Origin of the sequence: uncultured Tateyamaria sp. (genome assembly GCF_947487805.1) — a bacterium.
Classification (GTDB): domain Bacteria; phylum Pseudomonadota; class Alphaproteobacteria; order Rhodobacterales; family Rhodobacteraceae; genus Tateyamaria.
Window position 1 is genome coordinate 48,887 of record NZ_CANKXW010000001.1, and the last position, 23,997, is coordinate 72,883.

The 23,997-nt window shown below is 61.6% G+C and carries 21 protein-coding genes; 15 read left to right on the plus strand and 6 right to left on the minus strand.

All coding sequences use genetic code 11. From position 1 onward, the window contains the following. Window positions 1–5 precede the first annotated feature (5 nt). The 5 genes from Q0949_RS00270 to Q0949_RS00290 form a co-directional block, all read right to left on the minus strand. On the minus strand, window positions 6–1,277 hold the full coding sequence (locus Q0949_RS00270; RefSeq protein ID WP_299366873.1) for an ABC transporter substrate-binding protein: 1,272 nt from the start codon (window positions 1,275–1,277) through the stop codon (window positions 6–8). A 99-nt stretch (window positions 1,278–1,376) separates the two neighbouring features. Next, window positions 1,377–2,309, minus strand: a complete 933-nt coding sequence (locus tag Q0949_RS00275; protein WP_299366876.1) for a 3-hydroxyacyl-CoA dehydrogenase NAD-binding domain-containing protein — start codon at window positions 2,307–2,309, stop codon at window positions 1,377–1,379. A gap of 3 nt (window positions 2,310–2,312) precedes the next feature. Next, a complete protein-coding gene (locus Q0949_RS00280) occupies window positions 2,313–3,098 on the minus strand; it encodes an SDR family oxidoreductase (RefSeq protein ID WP_299366879.1) in 786 nt (261 codons plus the stop codon). After that, window positions 3,095–3,445: a cupin domain-containing protein gene (locus tag Q0949_RS00285; protein ID WP_299366882.1), complete on the minus strand. Its 351-nt coding sequence runs from the start codon at window positions 3,443–3,445 to the stop codon at window positions 3,095–3,097. Before Q0949_RS00285 ends, Q0949_RS00280 begins: the two co-directional genes overlap by 4 nt. A gap of 82 nt (window positions 3,446–3,527) precedes the next feature. Continuing rightward, window positions 3,528–4,403 (minus strand): cyclase family protein, encoded by an 876-nt coding sequence (locus Q0949_RS00290; protein WP_299366885.1) that lies wholly within the window; start codon window positions 4,401–4,403, stop codon window positions 3,528–3,530. Window positions 4,404–4,547: 144 nt separating this feature from the next. Between Q0949_RS00290 and Q0949_RS00295 the strand changes: the two genes are divergently transcribed. The 13 genes from Q0949_RS00295 to Q0949_RS00355 all read left to right on the plus strand — a co-directional run bounded on the left by Q0949_RS00295 (window position 4,548) and on the right by Q0949_RS00355 (window position 19,723). Continuing rightward, window positions 4,548–5,249: an IclR family transcriptional regulator gene (locus Q0949_RS00295; protein ID WP_299366888.1), complete on the plus strand. Its 702-nt coding sequence runs from the start codon at window positions 4,548–4,550 to the stop codon at window positions 5,247–5,249. 122 nt (window positions 5,250–5,371) lie between these two features. After that, on the plus strand, window positions 5,372–7,774 hold the full coding sequence (locus Q0949_RS00300; RefSeq protein ID WP_299366891.1) for an FAD-dependent oxidoreductase: 2,403 nt from the start codon (window positions 5,372–5,374) through the stop codon (window positions 7,772–7,774). Further along, entirely contained in the window at window positions 7,771–9,300 is a 1,530-nt protein-coding gene (locus Q0949_RS00305; protein WP_299366895.1) for a trimethylamine methyltransferase family protein, read from the plus strand. Before Q0949_RS00300 ends, Q0949_RS00305 begins: the two co-directional genes overlap by 4 nt. After that, window positions 9,297–9,959, plus strand: a complete 663-nt coding sequence (locus tag Q0949_RS00310; RefSeq protein ID WP_299369457.1) for a TetR/AcrR family transcriptional regulator — start codon at window positions 9,297–9,299, stop codon at window positions 9,957–9,959. The genes Q0949_RS00305 and Q0949_RS00310 overlap by 4 nt, the downstream gene beginning before the upstream one ends. Window positions 9,960–10,026: 67 nt before the next feature. Continuing rightward, window positions 10,027–11,196, plus strand: coding sequence for a 4-hydroxybenzoate 3-monooxygenase (pobA, locus tag Q0949_RS00315; protein WP_299366898.1), 1,170 nt, complete (start codon window positions 10,027–10,029; stop codon window positions 11,194–11,196). Window positions 11,197–11,461: 265 nt separating this feature from the next. Next, window positions 11,462–12,748: a sugar ABC transporter substrate-binding protein gene (locus tag Q0949_RS00320; RefSeq protein WP_299366901.1), complete on the plus strand. Its 1,287-nt coding sequence runs from the start codon at window positions 11,462–11,464 to the stop codon at window positions 12,746–12,748. A gap of 93 nt (window positions 12,749–12,841) precedes the next feature. Continuing rightward, the gene (locus tag Q0949_RS00325; RefSeq protein ID WP_299366905.1) at window positions 12,842–13,702 is read left to right on the plus strand and encodes a sugar ABC transporter permease; all 861 of its coding nucleotides are present in this window, start codon (window positions 12,842–12,844) and stop codon (window positions 13,700–13,702) included. Window positions 13,703–13,706: 4 nt separating this feature from the next. Continuing rightward, complete coding sequence (locus tag Q0949_RS00330) at window positions 13,707–14,537, plus strand: carbohydrate ABC transporter permease (RefSeq protein WP_299139435.1); 831 nt, start codon at window positions 13,707–13,709, stop codon at window positions 14,535–14,537. Then, window positions 14,537–15,301 (plus strand): SDR family oxidoreductase, encoded by a 765-nt coding sequence (locus tag Q0949_RS00335; RefSeq protein ID WP_299366908.1) that lies wholly within the window; start codon window positions 14,537–14,539, stop codon window positions 15,299–15,301. Before Q0949_RS00330 ends, Q0949_RS00335 begins: the two co-directional genes overlap by 1 nt. Before the next feature lie 5 nt (window positions 15,302–15,306). Continuing rightward, window positions 15,307–16,200 (plus strand): AraC family transcriptional regulator, encoded by an 894-nt coding sequence (locus Q0949_RS00340; protein ID WP_299366911.1) that lies wholly within the window; start codon window positions 15,307–15,309, stop codon window positions 16,198–16,200. Beyond that, window positions 16,197–17,618, plus strand: a complete 1,422-nt coding sequence (locus tag Q0949_RS00345) for a mannitol dehydrogenase family protein (protein WP_299366914.1) — start codon at window positions 16,197–16,199, stop codon at window positions 17,616–17,618. The genes Q0949_RS00340 and Q0949_RS00345 overlap by 4 nt, the downstream gene beginning before the upstream one ends. Beyond that, window positions 17,606–18,640: a sn-glycerol-3-phosphate ABC transporter ATP-binding protein UgpC gene (ugpC, locus tag Q0949_RS00350; RefSeq protein ID WP_299366917.1), complete on the plus strand. Its 1,035-nt coding sequence runs from the start codon at window positions 17,606–17,608 to the stop codon at window positions 18,638–18,640. Before Q0949_RS00345 ends, ugpC begins: the two co-directional genes overlap by 13 nt. A 132-nt stretch (window positions 18,641–18,772) precedes the next feature. Beyond that, complete coding sequence (locus Q0949_RS00355) at window positions 18,773–19,723, plus strand: alpha/beta hydrolase (RefSeq protein WP_299366920.1); 951 nt, start codon at window positions 18,773–18,775, stop codon at window positions 19,721–19,723. A 13-nt stretch (window positions 19,724–19,736) separates the two neighbouring features. On the opposite strand, the gene Q0949_RS00360 is transcribed toward Q0949_RS00355, so the two are convergent. After that, window positions 19,737–21,581: a sigma 54-interacting transcriptional regulator gene (locus tag Q0949_RS00360; protein WP_299366923.1), complete on the minus strand. Its 1,845-nt coding sequence runs from the start codon at window positions 21,579–21,581 to the stop codon at window positions 19,737–19,739. A 190-nt stretch (window positions 21,582–21,771) separates the two neighbouring features. Between Q0949_RS00360 and Q0949_RS00365 the strand changes: the two genes are divergently transcribed. After that, a complete protein-coding gene (locus Q0949_RS00365) occupies window positions 21,772–23,160 on the plus strand; it encodes a CmpA/NrtA family ABC transporter substrate-binding protein (RefSeq protein WP_299366928.1) in 1,389 nt (462 codons plus the stop codon). After that, complete coding sequence (ntrB, locus tag Q0949_RS00370; protein WP_299366931.1) at window positions 23,160–23,993, plus strand: nitrate ABC transporter permease; 834 nt, start codon at window positions 23,160–23,162, stop codon at window positions 23,991–23,993. The genes Q0949_RS00365 and ntrB overlap by 1 nt, the downstream gene beginning before the upstream one ends. The last annotated feature ends 4 nt before the right edge of the window (window positions 23,994–23,997 follow it).

Sequence of the window (23,997 nt, forward strand, 5' to 3'; positions counted from 1 at the left end):
TTCGCTTAACCCAACAGTTGCAGGTCACCGCCCACAGGGATCTGCGGGGCGTGGCTGTTGTTGGTGATGACCAGTTCGACACCGTCGCCGGATTTCTGCCATTGGCCCGAGACCAGCGGTGTCTTCGACACGTTGGGCACGGGGCCTGCGGACCAGTTCACGTCGCCCACGATCGTCGACATGTTGGTGCCCTTGATGGCGGCGGCGATGGCGTCGGGATCGTCCAGATCCTCGGCCCGGCTGATGGCGTTGGCGACCACCTCGAACAGCGCGTGCTTGAACCCGATGGGCTGGGTCCAGGGGCGGCCTGTCGCGGCGGTATAGCCGCCCGCCAGATCACCTGCGGACGTGCCCGTCAGCGACGAGTTGAACGGGTGGTTCGGCGACCACCAGATTTCCGTGGTCAGGCCCACGCCACGATCGCCCAGTGCCGCGATGGCCGAGGGAAAGAGCAGCGCCTTGCCGATGGTCGCGACCTTGGGGTTGAACCCCTGTTGCGCGGCCTGCGCCCAGAAGGTGCCGAAATCCGGCGGGATCATCACGCCGGTGACGATCTCGCAGCCTGCGTCCTTGAATGCGGCGATATAGTTGGAAAAGTCGTCGTTGAGCGGTTGGAATCGGCCCGGATCGATCAATTCGAACCCTTGCGCGGCAAGCGGTGCGGGCAGGCCCAGTTCGGGATGGCCCCATGCATTGCCGTCGGCGTCATTGGGGAACAGCCCGCCGACCTTTTTCGCGACACCGCTGTCGTTCCACAGGCCGGTGAAGTTGGCGATGACGTCCTCTAGCCCCCAGAAGAAGTGGTAGGTGTACTGGAACCCTTCGGCCGGGTTGCCGCCGCGGCCAAAGAAATAGGGCTGCCACGGGGCGTCGGTGGTGACACAGGGCACTTCGTTGATTTCGGCCTGATCCGCCACGGGATTGGTGGTGTCGGGGGTTGCGGCGGCGGTGATGATATCCACCTCGTCCGACAGGATCAGTTCGGCGGCCACTTCGGCGGCGCGGTTGGGGTTGGACTGGCTGTCCTTCTTGATGATCTCGATATTGTAGGTCTTGCCATTGTTGGTGACCCCGCCCGCGAAATGCGCGCGCAGCCCTTCGAGGATATAGTCATCCGCCTCGGCGAACCCCGCCAGCGGCCCGGTCGAGGGCGTGACAAAGCCGACCTTGATCGTCGGATTGGCGGCGTAGGCCCGTGTCGCCGTCAGGATCGCGGGCGATGCCACGGTGGCGGCGAGCCCGCCCAGAATCGTCCGTCTGTTTGCCTTGTAAGTCATGTCTCTCCTCCCTGAGATTATGCTGTCGTCATTGGTCGGGCGTCTGTGCGCCTCTTTCTTATGTGTCTTGCCGATGGTGCTGGGCTTGGGCCATCCCGGTCAAGTTTCGCCGTCCAGCAGGGCATCAATGTGCAACAGGTGGCGGGCGATGCGCGCCTTGGTTTCTTCCAGCGCGCCCCGGGGCCAGTCGCGGAAGCCCGCGCCTGCGGCCATCCCGTCGCGTCCCGCATCGCGCAGCGTTTGCAGATAGGGCGAGGGCGCGGGCCGCGCGTCCAGATCGTGCAGCACTTGTGCGTGGATGTCCTGTGTCAGTTCGATCCCCACCAGATCGGCGTTTTCGAGCGGCCCCAGCACGGCGAGGCGGCGGCCAAAGCTGGCCTTGACCACATCGTCCACGGCCTGGGCGGTGCAAATACCCTGTTCGACAAGGTTGATCGCCTCGCGCCACATGGCGTGTTGCAGGCGGTTGCCGATAAAACCGGGCACGTCCTTTTCGACCATCACGGGCGTCTTGCCCGCATCGGCCAGCAGGGCGTGCATGCTGTCCGCAAGTGCCGGATCGGTCCATTCCGTTTTGACCACCTCGACCAGCGGGATCATGTGCGGCGGGTTCCACCAGTGGGTGCCAAGGGCACGGTGCCGGGTTGTCAGCCCTTCCATGATGCGTGTGATCTGGATGACGGAGGTGTTCGAGGCCAGCACGGCCGACGCGGGCGCGTAGGCTTCGACCTCGGCAAAGATCGACTGTTTGAGCGCCAGTTTCTCGGGCGCCGCTTCGAAGACGAATGCGGCGTCCTGCACCGCCGTTTGCACGGTGCTGCACAGCTCGATCCGCTTGAGCGCCCGCGCAATCTCGGCATCGTCGGCGCCCAGCAGGCGCAGGCTGTCGGACACGCGCTGCGGCACGCTGTTGAGCATGTCGGCATTGGGGTCGGTCACGGTCACGTATTGCCCGGCGCGCGCAAAGGTCAGCGCGATGCCGTGGCCCATGAGGCCGCCTCCGATGACGGCGATTTGCTGGTTCTTGGTCATGGGTTATCCCGCCGTGTACCCGCCGTCGGCATAGAGGATATGCCCGGTGTAGAAATCCGACGCCTTTGAGGCGAGGAACAGCAGCGGCCCTGCCAGATCTTCGGGCTCGCCCAGCCGGCCCTTGGGCACGCGGGTCAGGAACCCGTCGCGCACAGTTTTGGCGGCGTCGGTGTCCTCGAACATCCACGCCGTGAGCGGGGAGCGGAAGACCGTGGGCGCAATCGCGTTGACGGTGATGCCGGTGGGCCCAAGCTCGCATCCCAGCGCCTTGGTGATGCCGTCGACGGCGGCCTTGGACGCGCAATAGGCGGTGTAGCCTGCAGGGTGGCCCAGAAGGCCGCGGGCAGAGGACATCAAGACGATCTTGCCGCCGTCGCCTTGCGCCTGCATCTGTGCGCTGGCGGCGCGTGCCATCAGCCAACTTTGGGTGACATTGGCGTCCATGACGCTTTCAAAGGTGGACGGCTCCATGTCGCCGATCTTGGCGACCTTGTTCATGCCCGAGGCCACGACCAGAATGTCGATCCGCCCGTATTTGGCGACCGTTTCGGCGACGAGCGCAGCACAGGCGTCTTCGCTGTCGGGGCGGGCGTTGATCTGGTGGGTATCGCCGGTGCAGGTGTCGGCGACCTTTGCCATCGCGTCGGCGTTGCCCGCGGCCAGCACGACCTTGCACCCCGCCCCCGACAGACAGCGGGCGGCGACCGCGCCAAAGGCCCCGGACGCGCCGGTGATCAGCGCGACCTTGCCCGAGACATCAAAGAAGGAAAGCGGATTGTCGAGGCTCATGGCCGACCTCCTTGGGGGTAGGGGATGACGACCAGCATCTTGCAGATGTGGTTGCTGCGGTTTTCGATGGTGCGGATTTCGCCGGGGGGGATGGTACAGCTGTCCATGGCGGACAGGACCGTGTCGGTGCCGTCAATGGTGACGGTCATCTCGCCCTCGAGCACGACATAGACCTTTTCGAAGGGCGTCGCGTCCGGACCGGCGCCGCCGCCGGGCAGGAATTGCGAAAAGCCGACCCATTGGTTCTCCGGGCCGCCATCTTCGAACCCTTGCAGGCGCAATCCGGTGACGCCCCAGTGATTTGGCGCCTCGTAGGGTGTGGCATCTTCAAATCGTTTGACAAGCATGTCGGGTCTCCTCCCAGAGGTGCGCGGGAACCGCGCACCCTACCCCGGCGCTGTAGGGTGCGCGCTTGGCGCGCACCGCTCCTTAGAACGTCTCGCCCGCCTCGATGCGGTAGGCTTGATCCTTGTCCATCATCGCGACCAGCCGGATGATGCACCCGTCGCCGCGATCCCAGTTCCAGGGGAAAAACGCAAAGGTCACGCGCTTGCCCGTCACCCGGTCCAGATCGCCGCCCACGTTCTCGATGCCCAGAATGCCGTTCTTGAACAGTTTCTGGTGCACGGGCTCCCACTCGGGGAAGTCGACCTCCCACGGCGTGCCGCCCGACCATTCGAGGTATTCTTGCTCCAGATGTGGCAGGATGGGGCCGTTCCGCTGTGGGCCGATGGCGGTGGCCAGCGGGTGGTCATTGGCCTGTGTGTCGTGGCCCACGACTTTCACGCCCTTTTCCACCATCCAGTCGGCCGCTGACGGCACCAGACCGGGGCAATAGGCAAAATAGTCGCCGTCCTCGTACTGCTTGTGCCAGCCGGTGTTGATGATCAGCACGTCGTTCTTGCGGATGGCGTGGCCACAGGCCTTTTCGAGATCGTCACCGGTGATCTGTTCCCACTTCTTCTTGGGGATATCCACGACCAGCCCGGTGCCAAAGAAATGCGGCAGCGGCACTTCGTCGATAAAGGGCGTGCCTTGCACCACGTGCGCCGGGGCGTCGATGTGGGTGGTGACGTGCATTGTCGTCGTGATCGTCTGCGACAGCACGCCGGATTTGGCCATGTAGTGTTTGCGGTCGATCTGGACGTCCTTGAAGTACGGCCAGTTCGGGCACTGGAACCCGTAGCGGTGGCTGAGGTTCACGAACTCCAGCCCCATATCGTTGTTGTCGTTTTCCTGGAAATCGATCCCGCGAATATTGACGACCATCCGTTCCTCCCAAAAGCGGTTGTAGGTGTTCTGCATGATGGTGCGTATGTACCGTAATGCGGTCAAGCATTGATTTGAAACCCGCCGCTGCTTAGGCTAAGCCACGCCAATCAGGGGCGTATGCGGCGACGGAGGCGGCAGGTGGACGGCGATATTTCTCATAAAAATCAGGGTATTCAGGTGATATCCCGTGCGGCTGACATCCTGCGCCTTTTGGGCGAGGATACTGGCGGGCTGAGCCTGGGCCAGATCGCGACCCGTGTGAAATTGCCCCGCTCTACGGTACAGCGGATCGTGGCCGCGCTGTCGGTCGAGGGGTTCATCTCGACCGAGAAGGGCTATGGGGGAATCAAGCTGGGCCCGGAGATCCAGAGCCTGGCCCAGGCCGCGGAGGCCGATATGCGCGACCGTTTGCGCCCCGTGATGAAACGCATCGCCGATGAGACCGGAGAGACCGTTGATCTGGCTGTGCTGGACGGCGACGGGATGCTGTTTGTCGATCAGGTCGTGGGCAGCCAGCGGTTGCGCACCGTGTCCAGCATTGGCGAGCGGTTCCCCCTGACCACGACCGCCAATGGCAAGGCGGCGCTTGCCGCGATGGAGCCTGCGCGGGCCACACGCCTGATCCTTGATGAGCTGGACGGCAACCCGGACCGCCCCCTTGCCGATCTGCTGAGCGAGGTGCAGGCCATTCGGGACGGCGCGCTTGCGCGGGATGAAAACGAACATACCGAGGGTGTCTGCGCACTGGGCTTTGCCATCAGTGATGCCGCAGGCGACATCTATGCACTGTCCACGCCGGTGCCTGCGACGCGGTACGAACGTGTCAAAACCCATCTGGAGTCGGTGTTGCGCAAGCACCTGACGGACAGCATCGACTGACATCCACCTGTCCGGCCATTGGTGTCGCACCCCGGCGCGCTCGTGTCGCAAAAGTACTGGACAGGTCTGTCCAGTTCGCCGATGCTTGACCCCAACACGCGGACTGACGACAGGGGACAGACATGAAATCGCATTACCGGGTTGTGGTGATTGGCGGCGGGGTCGTGGGGGCATCCGTGCTGTACCACCTGGCCAAGATGGGGTGGACGGACGTGGCGCTGGTTGAACGGTCGGTGCTGACGGCGGGGTCAAGCTGGCACGCGGCGGGTGGTATCCACGCGCTGAACGCGGATCCGAACATCGCGCAGCTTCAGGCCTATACCATCGATTTGCTGTCCGAGATCGAGGAAGAATCCGGTCAGAACATCGGCCTGCACATGACCGGGGGGCTGACCATGGCGGGCACGCCGGATCGGTGGGAATGGCTGCAATCTGCCTACCGCACGTTCCAGTCCATCGGGATCGAGGATTGCCGCCTTGTCAGCGTAGAGGAAGCGGTGGAGCTAAACCCGATCATGTCGGGCGAGGGTCTTTTGGGCGGCATGTGGGCCGACCGCGAGGGGTATATCGACACCACGGGCACCGTGCACGCCTATGCCACGGCGGCCAAGAAACGTGGCGCCACGGTGATCGAACACAACCGGGTGCTTGAGCTGAACCAGACCCTGCAAGGTTGGGACGTGGTGACCGAAAAGGGCACGATTTCCTGTGAACATGTGGTCAATGCCGGGGGTCTCTGGGCCAAGCAGGTGGGGCGCATGGCGGGGATCGAATTGCCGGTGTCCCCGCTCAACCACCATTACCTGATTTCCGACAGCATCCCCGCGCTCGAAGAGCTGGATTTCGAAGTGCCTATGACAGTTGACCTGGAGGGGTTCACCTATCTGCGGCAGGATCAGAAAGGCGTGCTGCTGGGCATTTACGAGATTGATCACCAGCACTGGAACATGGATGGCGCGCCGTGGGACTACGGGTTCGAGTTGCAGCAGGAAGACCCGGATCGCATCGAAAAAGAGCTGATCATGGGGTTTGAACGCTATCCGGCCTTGCAGGACGTGGGCGTCAAGACATGGGTCAACGGGGCGTTCACATTCTCGCCCGATGGCAACCCGCTGGTGGGGCCGGTGCCGGGCAAGCGCGGATACTGGTCGGCCTGTGCGGTCATGGCCGGGTTCCTGCAAGGGGGCGGCGTCGGCAAGAGCCTGGCCGAGTGGATGATCCACGGAGAGCCGGAGGCGGATGTCTATGGCATGGATGTCGCCCGCTATGGCGTGTGGGCCGAGAACAAGCAGTACATCAAGGAAACGACCGGCCAGTTCTATTCCCGCCGGTTCGTGATGACCTATCCCAACGAACAGCTGCCCGCGGGGCGGCCCCTGAAAACCGCGCCCGCTTATTCGGACATGACCGCCGCCGGGTGCCAATGGGGGCAAAGCTGGGACATGGAGGTGCCTTTGTACTTTGCGCCGCAGGGGTTCAAAGAGACGCCGTCGCTCAAGCGATCAGACGCCTTTGATATCGTCGCTGCCGAGTGCAAGGGCGTGCGCGAGGGCGTGGGCCTGTTGGACATCAGCGGGTTCTCGCGGTTCGAGGTCACCGGGGAAAACGCCGAGGCGTGGTTGAACCATGTAATGGCATCGCGCCTGCCCGGTCCGGGGCGCGCGCGGCTGGCCCCGATGCTGGGCGAGGACGGGCGGCTCAAGGGTGATCTGACCGTGTTCAACTGGGGCGACGGCACCTGGTGGATCATGGGCAGCTATTATCTGCGGACCTGGCACATGCGGTGGTTTGACGATCACATGATGGACGGCGTGACAGTCAGGGATCTGGGGGACGAGATGGCGGGGTTCTCGCTGTCCGGGCCGAGATCGAAGGCCGTGATTGAAAAGCTGACGGATGGTGCGGTGGGCGATCTGCCGTTCATGGGCTGCGGGGACTTTGATATCGGTATGCTGCGTTGCAAGGTCGGGCGGCTGTCGGTCACGGGCGAGATGGGGTACGAGATCCACTGCCGCATGGGCGATCACATCACACTGCGCAAGACGCTGCTGGCGGCAGGCGCGGACGAGGGGATGATCGAATACGGGTTCAACGCGCTCTTGTCGCTGAGGCTGGAGAAGAGCTTTGGCATCTGGTCGGCGGAGTTCACCCAAGGTTACACCCCCGGCATGACGGGCATGGACCGCTGGATCGACTGGGACAAGACATTCGTGGGCAAGGACGCCGCGCTGGCCGAACGGGATGGCAATGGGCCGGCGCAACTGCAAGTGACACTTGAGGTAGATGCCGACGGAGCGGATGCCTCGGGGTACGAGCCGGTGTGGAAGGACGGGGCCAAGGTCGGCTTTGTCACTTCAGGGGGTTACGGGCATACGGTTGGCAAATCCCTGGCCATGGCGCTGGTCAATGCCGATTGTGCGGGCGAGGGCAGCGCGCTGACGGTGCATATCGTGGGCGTTGAGCGGGACGCGCGGGTGGTGGCGGCGTCGCCCTATGATCCGGCGGGCAAGGCGATGCGGGGATGACTGACCAACCCCGGCGCAGACGCGGGCGCGGCGCCCCGCCAGCCAAGACGCGGCAGACGGATTACCGCCGCCTGCGCAATCCGTTCCCGCCGATGGATGTGTTCCCGCCTGATCGCATCGCTGCGATGCACGACGCTGCGCTGGACGTCTTGGAGCGGTTGGGGATCAAGGTGCTGTTGCCCGCCGCCCGCGCGGAGTTCCGCAAGGCGGGTGCGCGGGTCGATGAGGGCACCGAGATGGTGCATATCGGGCGCGACATCATCGAGGCGGCGCTGGCCAGGGCCCCCAAATCCTTTCCCCTGATTGCGGGTCACCCCGACCGGGATCAGGTCATGGAACTGGGGTCAATGATCTTTCAACCGGGGGCGGGCTGTCCCCACGCCACGGATTTGGAACGGGGCCGTCGACCGGGGACGGAGCAGGACTTTCGCGAGTTGATCACCCTGACGCAGCATTTCGACGTGCTGCACATGATCCCGCCGCTGGTGGAGCCGCAGGACGTGCCCATTCACCTGCGCCACTACGCCATGACGCTGGGTCAGATGGAGCTGACGGACAAGGTGCCGTTCATCTATTCCCGCGGCACGGGACAGGTGACCGAAGCGTTCGAGATGTTGCAGATCGCGCGCGGCCTGTCGGATGCAGATTTCGCAGCGGCGTCGCATTGCTATACCATCATCAACACCAACTCGCCCCGCCAGCTGGATATCCCCATGGCGCTGGGCGTGATGGATTTCGCGCGGGCCGGGCAGATGGCGATCATCACGCCGTTCACCCTGATGGGGGCCATGGCGCCGATCACCGTGGCCGGGGCCATGACGCTGTCCCATGCCGAGGCGCTGGCCGCCATTGCACTGGGCCAGTTGGTGAACCCAGGTGCGCCCGTGTGCTATGGTACGTTCACGTCGAATGTGGACATGAAATCCGGCGCGCCGATCTTTGGCACGCCGGAGCATTTCAAGGCATCGCTGGCCGCAGGGCAACTGGCGCGGCACATCGGGTTGCCGTGGCGTTGTGCATCGGGGTCGGCGGCGAACCTGGGCGATGCGCAGGCTGCCAACGAGACACAGTTCGGGACTTGGGGCTGTTTGCTGGCCGGGGCCACGGTGACGCTGCACGCGGCCGGTTGGCTGGAGGGTGGGCTGTCGGTGTCCTATGAAAAGCTGATCACCGATGTCGAAGTGTTGCAGATGGTGGCGGAACTGTGCACCGCGACCCCGGCAGAAGAGGCCGAGATCGCCATCGACGCGCTGGAAGAGGTGCAGCCGGGGGGGCATTTCTTTGGCGCGGCGCACACGATGGAACGGTATCAGACGGAATTTTATGAGCCCGTCGTCGCGGATTTTGCCAACATAGGCACGTGGGAGGATCGCGGCAGCGTGGACGCCACCCACCGCGCCACGGACGTCTGGAAAGGGATCCTGCGCGATTTCACCCCGCCCCCGAATGATGCGGACCGGTTGGAAACCTTGCGCAAGTACATTGCAGACCGCAGCGCCGCCGGTGGCTGCGCGCCGGAAAACTGATGGGCGCGCCGCTGCTGCACCGGGACGACCCGGACAAGGATCCGCTGATCGGGAATGTCAAAGTCACGCGGCAGGATTGGCTGAACGCCGCCCTTGCCGCCCTCAAGCAGGGCGGGGTGGAAACCGTCAAAGTCGCGGATCTGGCCGCACGACTGTCCGTGTCGAGGTCCAGCTTTTACTGGTATTTCAAGAAGCGCACCGAACTGCTGGACGCGTTGCTGGACCATTGGCAGGCCACCAACACCGCAGCTCTGGTGGCGCAGGCCAATGCGCCCGCCGCGACGATTACCGAGGCCTGCATTCACGTCTTTCATTGCAATATCAACGAGGCATTGTTTGACAATCGTCTGGATTTCGCGGTGCGCGACTGGGCGCGGCGGTCGGCCCGGGTGAATGCGGTGCTGCGGGCGGGGGATGATGCGCGGCTTGCAGCGTTGACGGAGATGTTCGCGCGGTTCGGCTTTGCCCCGCTTGAGGCAACGGCCCGTGCGCGCGTGATCTACTACATGCAGTTGGGCTATGACGATGCGAACCTTGGCGAAACGCTGGACGCGCGGTTGGCGATGGTGCCCGGCTATCTGATCGCGTTTACGGGGCAGGCGGCCCCGGCGCACGAGATTGCCGCATTCAACGCCTATGCCCGTTCGGTGGCCGGATAGCGTCTGCGGCTTGACCCGCCGCGGGCGAGTGTCCACTGTTTGCCACGTCGCGTGAGGGAGGGGTTTCGTGCGCACTCAGGTCGTCATAGTCGGCGGCGGGCCATCGGGCCTGTTGCTGGGTCAACTTTTGCACCGGGCGGGTATCGAGACGGTTGTGCTGGAGCGCCAGTCGCGCGCCTATGTCCTGGGCCGGATCCGTGCAGGCGTGCTGGAACGCGGGCTGGTCGGCCTTATGGGCGAGGCGGGTGTCGATGCCCGCATGAAGGCCGAGGGCTTTGTCCATGACGGCACGCAGATCGCCTATGACCACGAGATGTTCCGCGTGGACTTCGCCGAACATACGGGTGCGACAGTTCTGGTCTATGGCCAGACCGAGGTGACGCGCGACCTTTATGAGGCGCGCGACGCGACGGGCGGTGACACCCGGTTCGAAGTCGACAACGTGGTGATCGATGGGGCGGACACCGACGCGCCCTATGTGATGTTTGATCATGAAGGTAAACGCGTTCGGATCGATTGTGATTTCGTGGCAGGCTGTGACGGGTTTCACGGCGTCAGCCGCAAGACGATCCCCGATGCGGTGCGCCGCGACTATGAAAAGGTCTATCCCTTTGGCTGGCTGGGGGTGCTGTCGGAAACGCCGCCGGTGCATCCCGAACTGATCTATGCCAACTCGGACCGGGGCTTTGCCTTGTGTTCCATGCGCAATGCAAACCTCAGCCGCTATTACATCCAGTGCGAGATGAGCGACAGCCCGGACAACTGGACGGATGATGCGTTCTGGGATGAATTGCGGCGGCGGATTCCTCAGGCGGCCGCCGACACGCTTGTCACTGGGCCCAGCATTGAAAAGTCCATTGCGCCGCTGCGCAGTTACGTATGCGAGCCGATGCGGTGGGGGCGGTTGTTCCTGTGCGGGGATGCAGCCCATATCGTGCCACCCACGGGGGCAAAGGGGCTGAACACGGCCGCCAGCGATGTGCATTATCTCAATCAGGGTTTGCGCCAGTTCTATGCGACAGGCGACAGCCACGAGCTGGACGCTTATTCGAGCAACGCGCTGGCCCGCGTGTGGAAGACGCAGCGCTTTAGCTGGTGGTTTTCGAACCTGATGCACCGCTATCCCGGCCAGTCGGATTTCGACCGGAACATGCAGCTGGCCGAGCTGGCATTTCTGCGCGACAGCCCCGAAGCGCAGGCCGCGATGGCGCAAAATTATGTCGGTTTGCCGTATTGAAGTGGTGCAGCTGCACCGGCTTGACCACCACTGACTGATCTTTTTTCTACACATTTTTTGCGCGTGCGTCGCGAATCTGTCGATTCTTTTTCAGTTCCCCTCCAAGATGGATTATGAGAGTCGGACGCCCCGCATTGTCGAAAATGGCCGGTGTTTGCAAAAAACGTACACGCTTTTGAAGGAATCGTATTTGCGGAGGCGCGCACATTGCCGCACCGTTAGGCGCACAGTGATTAACGCATCTGTGATTTCTGGGAGGAAAAACATGAAATCTCTAATGAACACGGCTCTCGGCCTGTCGCTTGTTGTTGCCGGTGCAACAGCAGCGTCTGCTGGCGAGCTGACGATCGCAACCGTGAACAACGGTCACATGATCGAAATGCAGAAACTGACACCCAAGTTCGAAGAAGCCAATCCCGGCATCACCGTGAACTGGGTGACACTGGACGAAGGCACGCTGCGTAGCCGCGTGACCACGGACATCACCACCAAAGGTGGCCAGTTCGACATCATGACAATCGGCATGTACGAAGCCCCGATCTGGGGTTCGCGCGGCTGGTTGGAGCCACTGGATTTCGGCGCCGACTATGACGTCGAAGACATCCTGCCCGCCATGCGCGGTGGCTTGTCCCACGAAGGTACATTGTACGCCGCACCGTTCTACGGTGAGTCGTCCATGATCATGTACCGCAAGGACCTGTTGGACGCCGCTGGTATGGAAATGCCGGATCGCCCAAGCTGGGGTCACGTTGCTGACGCAGCCGCCGCCATGACCGACAAAGAGAACGACCAGTACGGTATCTGCCTGCGCGGCAAGCCCGGCTGGGGCGACAACGCCGCGTTCATCACCACAATGGCCAACAGCTTTGGCGCACAGTGGTTCAACGAAGACTGGACACCCGCGCTGGACAGCCCCGCGTGGAACCATGCCCTGAACTTCTATGTTGATCTGATGAACAACTACGGACCTCCCGGTTCCTCGGCCAACTCGTTCAACGAGATCCTGGCGCTGATGAACGAAGGCAAGTGTGGCATGTGGATCGACGCGACAATCGCCGCATCGTTCCTGACCAACGAAAACATGGCATACGCCCAAGCGCCTGTCGCAATCACGGACCGTGGTGCAAACTGGCTGTGGGCTTGGTCGCTGGCCGTTCCTGCGGGCACCAACCAAAAAGAAGACGCCATGAAGTTCATGGAGTGGGCGACGTCGAAAGAGTACATCGAGCTGGTTGCCGAGACCAACGGTTGGGGCAAAGTACCGACAGGCACACGTCAGTCGACATACGACAACCCCAACTTCCAGGCCGCAGCGGGTTTTGCCGAGGCAGAACTGGCAGCGATCAAGTCGGCTGATCCGTCGAACTCTACACAGAACCCGTCGCCCTACGTTGGCGTCCAGTTCGCAGCCATCCCTGAGTTCCAGGCGATTGGTACAGCTGTCGGTCAGCAGTTCACCGACGCGCTTGCGGGCAATATCTCGGTCGAAGAAGCCCTTGCCAACGCGCAAGAGATCGCCGACCGCGAAATGAAGAAAGCCGGCTACTACTAAGCCTTGCGCCTAGTAAGCTGACGGTCGGGGGCGGCCATGCGTCGCCCCTGACCCACCCAAGTACCTTATCCCCTCTCATTTAGGATTGGTCAGATGAACCCAGCGCTTGTCAGGTGGCTTCAGGCCCCGAGTATTGTCCTCTTGCTGATCTGGATGATTGTCCCCCTCAGCATGACGATCTACTTCTCCACGATCCGCTACAATCTCCTCTATCCTGAGCGGAAAGGGTTCATTGGACTCTCCAACTACGAATTCTTCTACACGGATCCGTCCTTTTACCCCGCGTTGATCAACACGCTTGTGCTGGTTGGGTCGGTTCTGATCATCACCGTTGTCCTTGGTCTCGCTGTATCATTGCTGATTGACCGCCCGTTCTGGGGCCGTGGGGTGGCGCGGGTGATGCTGATTTCCCCGTTCTTCATCATGCCGACCGTATCGGCGCTGGTCTGGAAGAACATGCTGATGGATCCCAACAACGGTCTGTTTGCCGCTGCCGCCAATGCGCTGGGCATGACACCGATCGAATGGCTTCAGGACTTTCCGCTTTTGTCGATCATCATCATGGTCAGCTGGCAGTGGACGCCCTTTGCCATCCTGATTTTCATGACGTCGCTGCAAAGCCAGGACCAAGAGCAGAAAGAGGCCGCCACGCTGGACGGTGCCGGGTTCTGGTCGCAGTTCTATCACCTGACCCTGCCGCATCTGGCGCGCCCGATTTCCATCGTGATCCTGATCCAGATGATCTTTCACCTCGCGATCTTTGCCGAAATCTTTGTGACCACCAGCGGTGGCCCCGGCGTGCAATCGACGAACCTCACCTACCTGATCTACATCCAGTCGCAGCAGGCGTTCGATGTGGGCGTGGCCTCGGCCGGTGGTGTGTTTGCAATCATCCTCGCCAATATCGTTGCGATCTTCCTGATCCGCGCGATTGGCAAAACGTTGACGGTGTAATCCCATGACAGACAAGCAACGCGATATCTGGAAAAACCGCATCGCCGTTTTCTTTGCGTGGGTGGCGGCTCTGCTCTTCTTCTTTCCGATCTTCTGGATGGTCCTGACCGGGTTCAAAACCGAAAACCAGGCCATCGCCATTCCCCCGCTGCTGTTCTTTGAACCGACGCTGGAGAATTTCACCGAGATCAACGAGCGCACCAACTACAGCAAGTTCGCGCTGAATTCGATCATCACGTCCTTTGGCGGCACGCTGCTGGCGCTTTTGATCGCGATCCCGTCGGCCTATGCCATGGCGTTCAACCCCGGTCGCTGGACCAAGGACATCCTGATGTGGATGCTGTCCACCAAGATGCTGCCCGCGGTTGGTGTTCTGATGCCGATCTATTTTCTGGCGCAGAATTCGGGCCTTTATGACACCAAGGCCGTGCTGGTCATCATCTATGCGATGATCAACCTGCCGATCGTGATGCTGATCCTGTTCAACTATTTCCGCGAGATCCCCAAGGAGATCCTTGAGGCATCGCGCATGGACGGCACGTCGACTTTCAATGAGATCCGCCAGGTGGTGATGCCGCTGGCGTGGGGTGGGATTGCGTCCACCGCGCTGCTGTCGATCATCCTGTGCTGGAACGAGGCATTCTGGTCCATCGTTCTGACCACCACGGATGCCAGCACGCTGACTGCCTTCGTCGCGTCATTCCAGGCACCCGAGGGCCTGTTCTGGGCCAAGGTGTCGGCGGTGTCGACGCTGGCTTGCGCACCCATCGTGGTCTTTGGCTGGCTGGCGCAGAAACAGCTGGTGCAGGGCATGACCTTCGGAGCGGTGAAGTAATGACCCTCGATGCGGCACCCACAGACCTGACAGGCAAGGTAGCCCTTGTCACCGGCGCTGTCGGTGGCATCGGGGCCAGTGCGGTCGCGCATTTTGCCGCCCTTGGTGCGCAGGTGTACGCGACCGACATTGCCGATACGTTCGACGGCGACGCGACCTATCGCAGGTTCGACCTGCTGGACGATGCCGATCTGGGCGCGTGCTGTGACTGGGTGGCAGAGATCAAGCCCGACATCCTGTTCAACAACGCCGCGATTTTCGCCATGGGCAGTGTGATCGATTCCGGTGATCTGGACCAATACGACCGTTTGTTCGGCGTCAATGTCCGGGCCTTTTATGCGGTGATGCAGGCCACCGCGAAATCCATGGTTGCCGAAGGCAAACCGGGATCGATCATCAATCTTGCCTCGCAGGCCGGGCACCGTGGCGAGGCCCTTGTGGCCCACTACTGTGCCACCAAGGCGGCGGTGATCAGCTATACCCAATCTGCGGCGCTTGCGCTTGCGCCACACAAGGTGCGCGTGAACGCGATCAGCCCCGGTGTGATCGACACGCCGATGTGGGGCGAGGTCGACGCGCTCTTTGCCAAGTTCGAGAACAAGGCACCGGGCCAGAAAAAGCGCGAAGTCGGCGAGGCCGTGCCCCTTGGATACATGGGTGCGCCTGCGGATGTCGCGCGCGCGGCCGTCTTTCTTGCCTCTGACCAATCTGCCTATATGACCGCCCAGACCATCGGCGTCGATGGCGGCAATGTGTTGAGGTAGATGATATGTCGATCATGGAACCGGAAATCGAAATGGTTGACCGCAGCACGCGGTCCATCCGGTATCTGGAACATGGCTGGCCGTCGGAACTGTGCCGTTGGCACGCGCATCAGGAATGCGAATTGCACCTGATTGTCGCGTCACGGGGCAAGGCGTTCGTCGGCGACTATATCGGTGATTTCAAGGCGGGCGATCTGTTCATGACGGGCCCCAACCTGCCGCACAACTGGGTGACCGACCAGGTCTGGTCCGAGCCGCTGGAAACCCGCGACATGCTGGTGCAGTTCAGCCATGAAAGCGTGGAAAAGCTGGCCGAGGGCTTTCCCGAGTTCTCTCAGGTTTTGAACATCCTGAAAATGAGCCAATCCGGCATCCAGTTCGAAGGGTTCAACCCGACCTTCGCACGCGGTCACATGGAATCGATCCGGGACAGCAAGGGCGCGGAACGCATTCTGGCCTTTGTCCGGTTCCTCGTGCGTCTGAACGAACACGCGGAAAAGAAAATCCTGTCCGCGACCAAGCTGATCCAGCCGCAGGGCGGCAGCAAACATGCCCGTATCGGTCAGGTCGTCGATCACATCATCAAGAATTTCAAGGAAGAGATCTCGGTCACGCAGGCCGCCGATCTGGCGGGCATGACCCAGGCGACGTTCAGCCGGAATTTCCAGACGGTCACCGGCCACGGCTTTGTCGAGTTCGTCAACAGCGTGCGCATCGGGCAGGCCTGCGGGATGCTCTATGCCTCGGACGATCAGGTGACGTCGATCTGCCACAAGGCGGGATTCAAGAACCTTGCCAATTTCAACCGCCATTTCCTGAAGCTCAAAGGCATGACCCCTTCGGAATACCGTGAAACTGCGCGCAAGGATCTTGCGCCACCGCTGGAAACGACATCATGAACAGCGCCGCGCCGAAACACATCTATGCCACCGGGTATGACCGGTCAGACTGCGCGATTGGCGTTGTGCACCTGGGTTTTGGCGCGTTTCACCGCGCGCATCAGGCCGTGTACCTTGATGATTACATCGAACAGTCGGGCGACATGCGCTGGGGTATTGCCGCGGTCAACCTGCGCCCTTCCGAGGCGCAAGCCTTCGAGATCGCCGCGTCGGACATTGCGCGCCACGACGGGTATTTCCTGAAATCCGTGTCGCCCGATGGGGATGTCACGCTGCGCCGGGTGCGCAGTCACGTGGCCTTTTCTGATTGGAGCACGGATATGGACGCCGCCGAGGCGCTGGTCGCTTTGCAGTCCGTGCATCTGGTCACGATTACGGTCACCGAAAGCGGGTATTACACCGATCCCAACGGTGATCTGAATACGCAGGATTCGACCATCGCCACCGAGGTTGCCGGAGGCAAGGGCCAGAGCGTCTATGCCTATTTGCGCGCGGCCCTGACAAAACGCGTGGCCGACGGTGGCGCGCCGCTGACGCTCGCGTGCTGCGACAACATCCGCCAGAACGGCAAGATGCTGCGCCGCAACCTGTTGGCCTATCTGGCCGCCTGCGGTGACACTGGTCTTGTTGCCTGGGTCGAGGCGAACGCCGCCTTCCCCTGTTCCATGGTGGATCGCATTACCCCGCGCAGTTCCGCCGATCTGGGCGAGGAGTTGTCATCCATCGTGGGCGCCACCGTGGCCGCGCCGATCATGGCAGAAGATTTCAAGCAATGGGTGCTGGAGGACGTCGCAGCCGCAGAGATGCCGGACATCGCCCAAGCGGGTGTCACGGTGACGGATGACGTCGACCCCTACGAGGAGACCAAGATCCGCGTGCTCAATGGTGGGCACACGGCGTTGGCCTATCTTGCGGCGCTGGAGCGGGTGGAAACCTTTGATGCCGCGATGCGGGTGCCGCACCTGAACGCGCATTTCCACGATTTTGAGACCAAAGAGGTTCTGCCTGCGATCACGGTCGATCTGCCGTTTTCCAAGTCGGACTATGTCGTGCAAATCGCTCGTCGTTTCGGGAACCGCGCGATTGGCGACACGGTTGCCCGGATCTGTGCGGACGGGATGGCCAAGTTCCCGATCTTTATCCGCCCGACGCTGGCTGGCTGCCTTGCCCAGGGGATCATGCCGCATTTTGCAATCCGCAGCATTGCGGGCTGGCATGTGTTTGCCACCCATGTGGCCGCAGGCAAGATGCCCTTTGACTACATCGAACCCAGCTGGGACGACCTGCGCGCCATGTTGGGCACCGAAGACTTTATCACAAGCCGCCGCCTTTGGGGCGACTTGCCCGCAACCTACCCCGAATTTGCCGCGACCCTGCGGCGTGAGCTGACAGAATTGGAGGCGAAATGGCCGGTCTAACTCTGCGCGATGTGCGCAAAAGCTATGGTGCAACCCAAGTCATGCACGGTGTGGACCTCGATATCGAGGACGGCGAATTTGTCGTCTTCGTTGGTCCGTCCGGCTGCGGCAAGTCCACGTTGCTGCGGATGATTGCCGGGCTCGAGGATATCTCGGGTGGCAGCGTCGCCATCGGGGATCGCGAGGTCAACGAGGTTGCGGCGTCCAAGCGCGGTGTGGCAATGGTGTTCCAGACGTACGCCCTGTATCCGCACATGACAGTGTACAAGAACATGGCATTCGGGCTGCGGCAGGCGAAAACCGCGGAGGCGGAGATCGACCGGCGCGTCAAGGATGCGGCCGACATTCTGCAAATCACCGACTATCTGGATCGCAGCCCGCGCAACCTGTCGGGTGGTCAGCGTCAGCGTGTGGCCATTGGCCGTGCCATCGTCCGCGACCCACAGGTGTTCCTGTTTGACGAACCACTGTCGAACCTTGACGCGGCATTGCGTGTGCAGACTCGTCTGGAGATTGCACGCCTGCATGAACGGCTGAAGACCACGATGATCTACGTCACGCACGATCAGGTCGAAGCGATGACGCTTGCCGACAAGATCGTGGTGCTGCGCGACGGGCGCATCGAACAGGTGGGATCCCCCATCGAGCTTTATGAACGCCCGGCCAATGCCTTTGTCGCGCAGTTCATCGGCAGCCCCAAGATGAACTTCTTTTCCAAGGCGGACCTGTCCGGGGATCTGGCCCCGCTCTTGGGTCGCGCGATGGCCGACAGCGAACAGGTTGGTATGCGTCCCGAACACATGATGGTCACCGACGCGGCCAATGCCGCTGTGCAGGGGCGTCTGGAGCTGGTCGAGAACCTGGGCGAATATGCACTGGTCCATCTGGTGACGCCCAACGGGACCGAGTTTATCGCCAAGACCGAAAAGCCGCCGGTCGAGGACAAGGGCAGCCTGCTGGGCTTTACCATCAAGCCGGACCTGATCCACGCTTTTGACAAAACCTCTGGCCTGCGTCTCTGACAGGCTGTTCTTTGGCGAACGACATCGAGAGTGGTGCGCAGGGTGCGCGCCACTCTTTTACGTTGTGCAGTTGCGGTGCAGGTGGAAAGACGGGCATCAAGGTTCGAACCCGCGCCGCTGGAGAGACGAGAGATGGAGACTGCCCCGCTTTGGCTTGAGATCGCCGAGGCACCGGACACTGGCGCCGGGTACTGGGTCCGCACGGATGATGGTCTGCGGTTGCGCATCGGGGTCTGGGTACCCCCTGCACGGGCCAAGGGCACAATCCTGGTGTTTCCGGGCCGCACCGAATACATCGAAAAATATGGACGGACAGTGACCCGCCTTCGGGATGCAGGTTTTGCTTCGCTGGTGGTCGACTGGCGCGGGCAGGGCGCGTCCGACCGGATGACAGGAGAGCGCCAAGTCGGCCATGTTGGTCACTTCTCCGATTACCAGCGGGACGTTGCCGCGGTGGTAGAGGCCGCCACGGCGCTGGATCTGCCAAAGCCATGGTACCTTATGGGCCATTCATTGGGGGCCTGCATCGCGCTGCGTGCGCTGTCCGAGGGTTTGCGCGTATCGGCCTGCGCGTTTACCGCACCGATGTGGGGCATAAACCTGCCGCCCCAGAAACGCGCGGTGGCATGGCCCACGGCGTGGCTCGCCAGCGCCATCGGCAAGGGCGATGCCTTTGCCCCCGGCACGGGTGGTCAATGCTATGTTCTGGCCAATGCGTTCGACGGCAACCGGCTGACACGCGATCCGGAGATGTATGCGTATTTCATCCGACAGGCAGAGGCGCTTGGCGATCTGCAAATCGGCGGGCCCAGCCTTGGCTGGCTGTTGCAGGCATTGGGGGAAACACGGCGGCTCACGGCCTTGCCTTGCCCGGACATTCCCTGTGTCACCTATTGCGGGACGGCTGACGTGGTGGTCGACATCCCGACGATCCAGCAGCGGATGGCGCACTGGTCCGATGGGACACTGCATATGATCGAGGGTGCGCGGCACGACATGCTGTGTGAAACGACGCCCGTGCGCGATCAGGTCATTTCCGGGATCTGCAACCATTTCGGCGGCGGATCGAGTCCGCAGCACTGACGGCACCCGCCCGCTAAGAGAATTCCGACGTGTCGATCCCTAGCGCCTTGGCCTTGGAATAGGCCGTCGTCGGTGCAATCCCCAAAATGGCGGCGGCACCTGTCTTGCCGGAAATCTTGCCCTTGGACCGACGCAGCGCATTCTCGAAATTCCGTGCTTCGAGCTTGCGCAGTTCCTTTTGGGTCAGGACCTGATCCGAAACCGCAGAGGCATCCGCCTGACCGAACTGAAGGTCGAATTGCAGCCGCCCGCCCTGTGCGAGAATGGCCGTGCGTTCGATCACGTTTTCCAGTTCACGCACATTGCCGGGCCAGTCATATTGCTGGAGCGTCGAGATATTCGCCTTGGTCAGTGTCGTCTTGGGCAGCCGCAGTCGGCGCGTTGTCCGGTCGAGGAAATGTCGTGCGAGATAGGGGATGTCTTCGGGGCGGTTCCGGATCGGTTCATTGGTGATCGACAGCAGGTTCAGCGCGAAATACAGGTCCTGCCGAAAGCGACCCGCGCGCACTTCGGCCAGCAGGTCATAGGCCGTCGTGGCGATCACCTTCGCTGATACGGGTGTGTCCGTGCTGTCACCAAGCCGCCGAAACTGACCGGTTTGCAACACGTCGTGCAACCGTGCCTGCACGCTTGCGGGCAGCGCCGCGATTTCATCCAGATGCAGCGTCCCGTGATGCGCCATCAGCAACTTGCCCGTGACGTCGCGGGTGGCTCCGGGGAATGCACCGCGCCGATATCCAAACAGCTCTGTTTCCAGTTCGGTCGCGGTCTTCTGATCGCAGTTGATCCGCACCAACGGGCGGCGGTGCCTGCTGCTGGCCTCGTGAATGGCGGAGGCGGTCATGCTTTTGCCCGAACCGGGCGGGCCGGACACCAGAACATGCGCATCGCTTTGTGCGGCCAGGTCGATCTGGGCATTCAGCGATTTGATCGCGGGCGACACGCCCACCACCCCGGTGTGCGACCGGGCAGAGCGGATTTCGGTCAACAGGTATTCGTTTTCCTGCTCCAGCTTTACCTTCAGGTCTTCGACCTGCGCCAAGGCCTCGCGCAGCTTGCGTTCATTTTCCTTCCGTTCGGTCACGTCGCGAAAGATCACCACGGCACCCGCCAGCATGTTGTGGTCATAGATCGGGGTCGAGACATATTCGACGAGAATGGGTTTGCCATCCTTGCGCCAGAACACGTCGTCTTCGACACGGACGGTCTGGTCCTGGCGGAAGGATTTGTAGATCGGGCATTCATGCGCCGGGAAATGGTCGCCGTTGATGTGCTTGTGGTGGATGATCGAATGCAGTTCGCTGCCGATCAGATCGTCAGAGGACCAGCCCAGCATTTCCTGCGCCGCGCGGTTGACGAAAGTGGCCTGCCCCTTGGCGTTGATGCCATAGATCCCTTCGCCTGCCGCTTCGAGGATCAGGTGGTTCTGCGCTTCGACTTCGCGGAAAAAACCATAGATGTTCTGCCATTGTGACAGGCCTGCGCTTTGGTGTGCGTCGCGTTCGGCCTGCTGGTTGCGCCGCTCATGTTCGTCCAGATCCAGAAAGCTGAGCAAGACCAAAGCGGGGCCCTGCTGCACACCATAGGTCTGCAATCGCAGCGTGCCGCCATCCGCCGCCGCGAGCCGGAGGGTGCGATCCACATAGGATCCGAAATGTGCAACCGCGTCAAAGAACACGGCAGCGACGGACACGTCGTTGCGCATCAGGCCACAGAATGGCGCGCCCAAGGCAGCGTCGCCGAACAGGTGCCGCGCCGTGTGATTTGCGGCGGTCATCCGGTCCGTACGCGTGTTCACAAGGACACTGGGCAACGGGTGCTGTGCGATCAGACGCATGGATTCGGTTTCGTCGAGCATGGCGCCGATCTTTTCTGCCCGATTGCCCCGTTGGAATTACGAAAACCCGTAATTTACGAAAATTCGTGAGATATGCCTAAAAATAAGTCAACAAATTCAGGGATATGACCGTTTTGAGGCGCTGTGCGCAGTGCCTTCTCCGCTGCTGGTTCGGGTGACACGCTGTAGCCAACGCTGACAGGAGACGGATATGACAATCAAAAGCCTCGGGAATCCCTATTCCGACAAGACCGATCTGAGACACGGTGCCGACTGCGGCTGTGACGGCTGCCTTGGCGGCCACGGTCACGACAAGGCACATGTAGAACCGACGCATATGTCCTCGGAGCAGATGATGGAGCGCGCGGTAGAAAGCGCGGTCGTCCGGTCCGTCTTTGGGCAGAACGATATCGCGCGCCGCTCCTTCATGGGGATGCTGGGGGGGTCCACATTCGCTGCGGCCCTGTCCTCGGTCTTTCCGGTCAAGGAGGCTGCAGCCGCCATTCTGGACGATCTCGGTCCGCCCGAAAAAACAGATCTGAACATCGGCTTCGTTCCGATCACCTGCGCCACACCGATCATCATGGCGCAGCCCCTGGGATTTTATGAACGCTATGGCCTGAATGCGCAGGTCATCAAGACGGCAGGCTGGGCCGTGGCGCGGGACAAGTCGCTGTCGGGTGAATATGACGCCAGCCACATGCTGACCCCAATGCCGCTGGCGATGACGCTGGGCGCCGGGTCGGTGGCCGAACCCTACATCATGCCCGCGGTCGAAAACATCAACGGTCAGGCGATCGTGCTGTCCAACGAGCATCTGGACAAGCGCGACCCCAGCCAGTGGAAAGGGTTCACCTTTGGCGTGCCGTTCGAATATTCGATGCACAATTTCCTGCTGCGGTACTACGTCGCCGAATTCGGGCTGGACCCCGACGTCGACATCCAGATCCGCGTTGTGCCGCCGCCGGAAATGGTCGCCAACCTGCGGGCGGGCAACCTTGACGGATACTTGTCGCCTGACCCGTTCAACCAACGGGCGGTCTATGAGGGCATCGGCTTTATCCACATCCTGACCAAGGAAATCTGGGAAGGGCACCCATGCTGCGCCTTTGCCGCTCCGTTGTCCTTTGCCACGGAGTTGCCCAACACGTATGGCGCGCTGCTCAAATCGATCATCGATGCCACGCAATACGCGTCGAACCCGGACAACAGGATCGAGATTTCCGAGGCCATCGCGCCGACGAATTACCTCAACCAGCCGGTGACTGTGATCCAGCAGGTCCTGACAGGCACCTATGCCGACGGCCTCGGAGAGGTGAAACGCGTGCCCGACCGGATCGATTTCGATCCGTTCCCCTGGCATTCGATGGGGGTCTGGATCCTGACCCAGATGAAACGCTGGGGTTATATCGAAGGGGACGTGGACTACAAAGGCGTGGCCGAACAGGTGTATTTGGCGGCGGATGCCAAGAAGGTCATGGAGGACCTTGGCTATGACGCGCCTGACGTCACCTACAAATCGCACATGATCATGGGCAAGTCCTTTGACCCCGAAACACCTGAGGCCTATGTCGACAGCTTCGCGATCAAGGCGAACTGATGCGGGCCTTGTCGGAAAACAAGAAAGCGGCACTGCTGTCGGTGCTGCTTTTGGTTGTCGGGTGCCTGATCTGGGAGATGTCGATCCCCGCACAGAAGGCCGTCGGAGAATTGACGGAATACGAGCTGTTGACCGGCGGTGGGCAACCCAAGGCTGGCGTGCCGCCGCCCAGTCAGGTGCTGGGAAAGGCATGGGAACAGCTGTCGAACCCGTTTTATGACGCAGGCCCGAACGACAAAGGCATCGGCATTCAGATCGGTTATTCGATCTACCGCGTTTTGACGGGGTACTTTCTGGCGGCTCTGATCGCGATCCCGCTTGGGTTCTTGATCGGCATGTCATCGGTTGCCTACAAGGCCCTAAATCCGTTCATCCAGGTGCTACGCCCGATCTCGCCCCTCGCATGGATGCCGCTTGCGCTGTTCATCATCCAGGACAGCGAGGCGAGCGCGATCTTTGTCATCTTTATCTGTTCGATCTGGCCGATGCTGATCAACACCGCCTTTGGGGTGGCCGGTGTGCGCGAGGATTGGGTCAACGTGGCCCGGACACATGAGTTGGGTCCGTTCAAGACGGCCTTTACCGTCATCCTGCCTGCGGCGGCGCCCACAATCGTGACAGGGATGCGCATTTCCATCGGCATTGCGTGGCTGGTCATCGTCGCGGCCGAGATGCTCGTCGGAGGCACAGGCATCGGGTACTATGTCTGGAACGAGTGGAACAATCTCGACCTGACATCCGTCATCTTTTCCATCCTCATGATCGGCGTCGTTGGCATGCTGCTGGACTCCATGTTCGGCTTGCTGCAACGCGCCGTCGCCTACACCGAATAGGAGG

Bases quoted from the DNA above. Each gene is read 5' to 3' on its own strand.
- Q0949_RS00270 (WP_299366873.1), bottom strand. From the start codon at position 1,277: ATGACTTACAAGGCAAACAGACGGACGATTCTGGGCGGGCTCGCCGCC.
- Q0949_RS00275 (WP_299366876.1), bottom strand. From the start codon at position 2,309: ATGACCAAGAACCAGCAAATCGCCGTCATCGGAGGCGGCCTCATGGGC.
- Q0949_RS00280 (WP_299366879.1), bottom strand. From the start codon at position 3,098: ATGAGCCTCGACAATCCGCTTTCCTTCTTTGATGTCTCGGGCAAGGTC.
- Q0949_RS00285 (WP_299366882.1), bottom strand. From the start codon at position 3,445: ATGCTTGTCAAACGATTTGAAGATGCCACACCCTACGAGGCGCCAAAT.
- Q0949_RS00290 (WP_299366885.1), bottom strand. From the start codon at position 4,403: ATGCAGAACACCTACAACCGCTTTTGGGAGGAACGGATGGTCGTCAAT.
- Q0949_RS00300 (WP_299366891.1), top strand. From the start codon at position 5,372: ATGAAATCGCATTACCGGGTTGTGGTGATTGGCGGCGGGGTCGTGGGG.
- Q0949_RS00305 (WP_299366895.1), top strand. From the start codon at position 7,771: ATGACTGACCAACCCCGGCGCAGACGCGGGCGCGGCGCCCCGCCAGCC.
- Q0949_RS00320 (WP_299366901.1), top strand. From the start codon at position 11,462: ATGAAATCTCTAATGAACACGGCTCTCGGCCTGTCGCTTGTTGTTGCC.
- Q0949_RS00325 (WP_299366905.1), top strand. From the start codon at position 12,842: ATGAACCCAGCGCTTGTCAGGTGGCTTCAGGCCCCGAGTATTGTCCTC.
- Q0949_RS00330 (WP_299139435.1), top strand. From the start codon at position 13,707: ATGACAGACAAGCAACGCGATATCTGGAAAAACCGCATCGCCGTTTTC.
- Q0949_RS00335 (WP_299366908.1), top strand. From the start codon at position 14,537: ATGACCCTCGATGCGGCACCCACAGACCTGACAGGCAAGGTAGCCCTT.
- Q0949_RS00340 (WP_299366911.1), top strand. From the start codon at position 15,307: ATGTCGATCATGGAACCGGAAATCGAAATGGTTGACCGCAGCACGCGG.
- Q0949_RS00345 (WP_299366914.1), top strand. From the start codon at position 16,197: ATGAACAGCGCCGCGCCGAAACACATCTATGCCACCGGGTATGACCGG.
- ugpC (WP_299366917.1), top strand. From the start codon at position 17,606: ATGGCCGGTCTAACTCTGCGCGATGTGCGCAAAAGCTATGGTGCAACC.
- Q0949_RS00355 (WP_299366920.1), top strand. From the start codon at position 18,773: ATGGAGACTGCCCCGCTTTGGCTTGAGATCGCCGAGGCACCGGACACT.
- Q0949_RS00360 (WP_299366923.1), bottom strand. From the start codon at position 21,581: ATGCTCGACGAAACCGAATCCATGCGTCTGATCGCACAGCACCCGTTG.
- Q0949_RS00365 (WP_299366928.1), top strand. From the start codon at position 21,772: ATGACAATCAAAAGCCTCGGGAATCCCTATTCCGACAAGACCGATCTG.
- ntrB (WP_299366931.1), top strand. From the start codon at position 23,160: ATGCGGGCCTTGTCGGAAAACAAGAAAGCGGCACTGCTGTCGGTGCTG.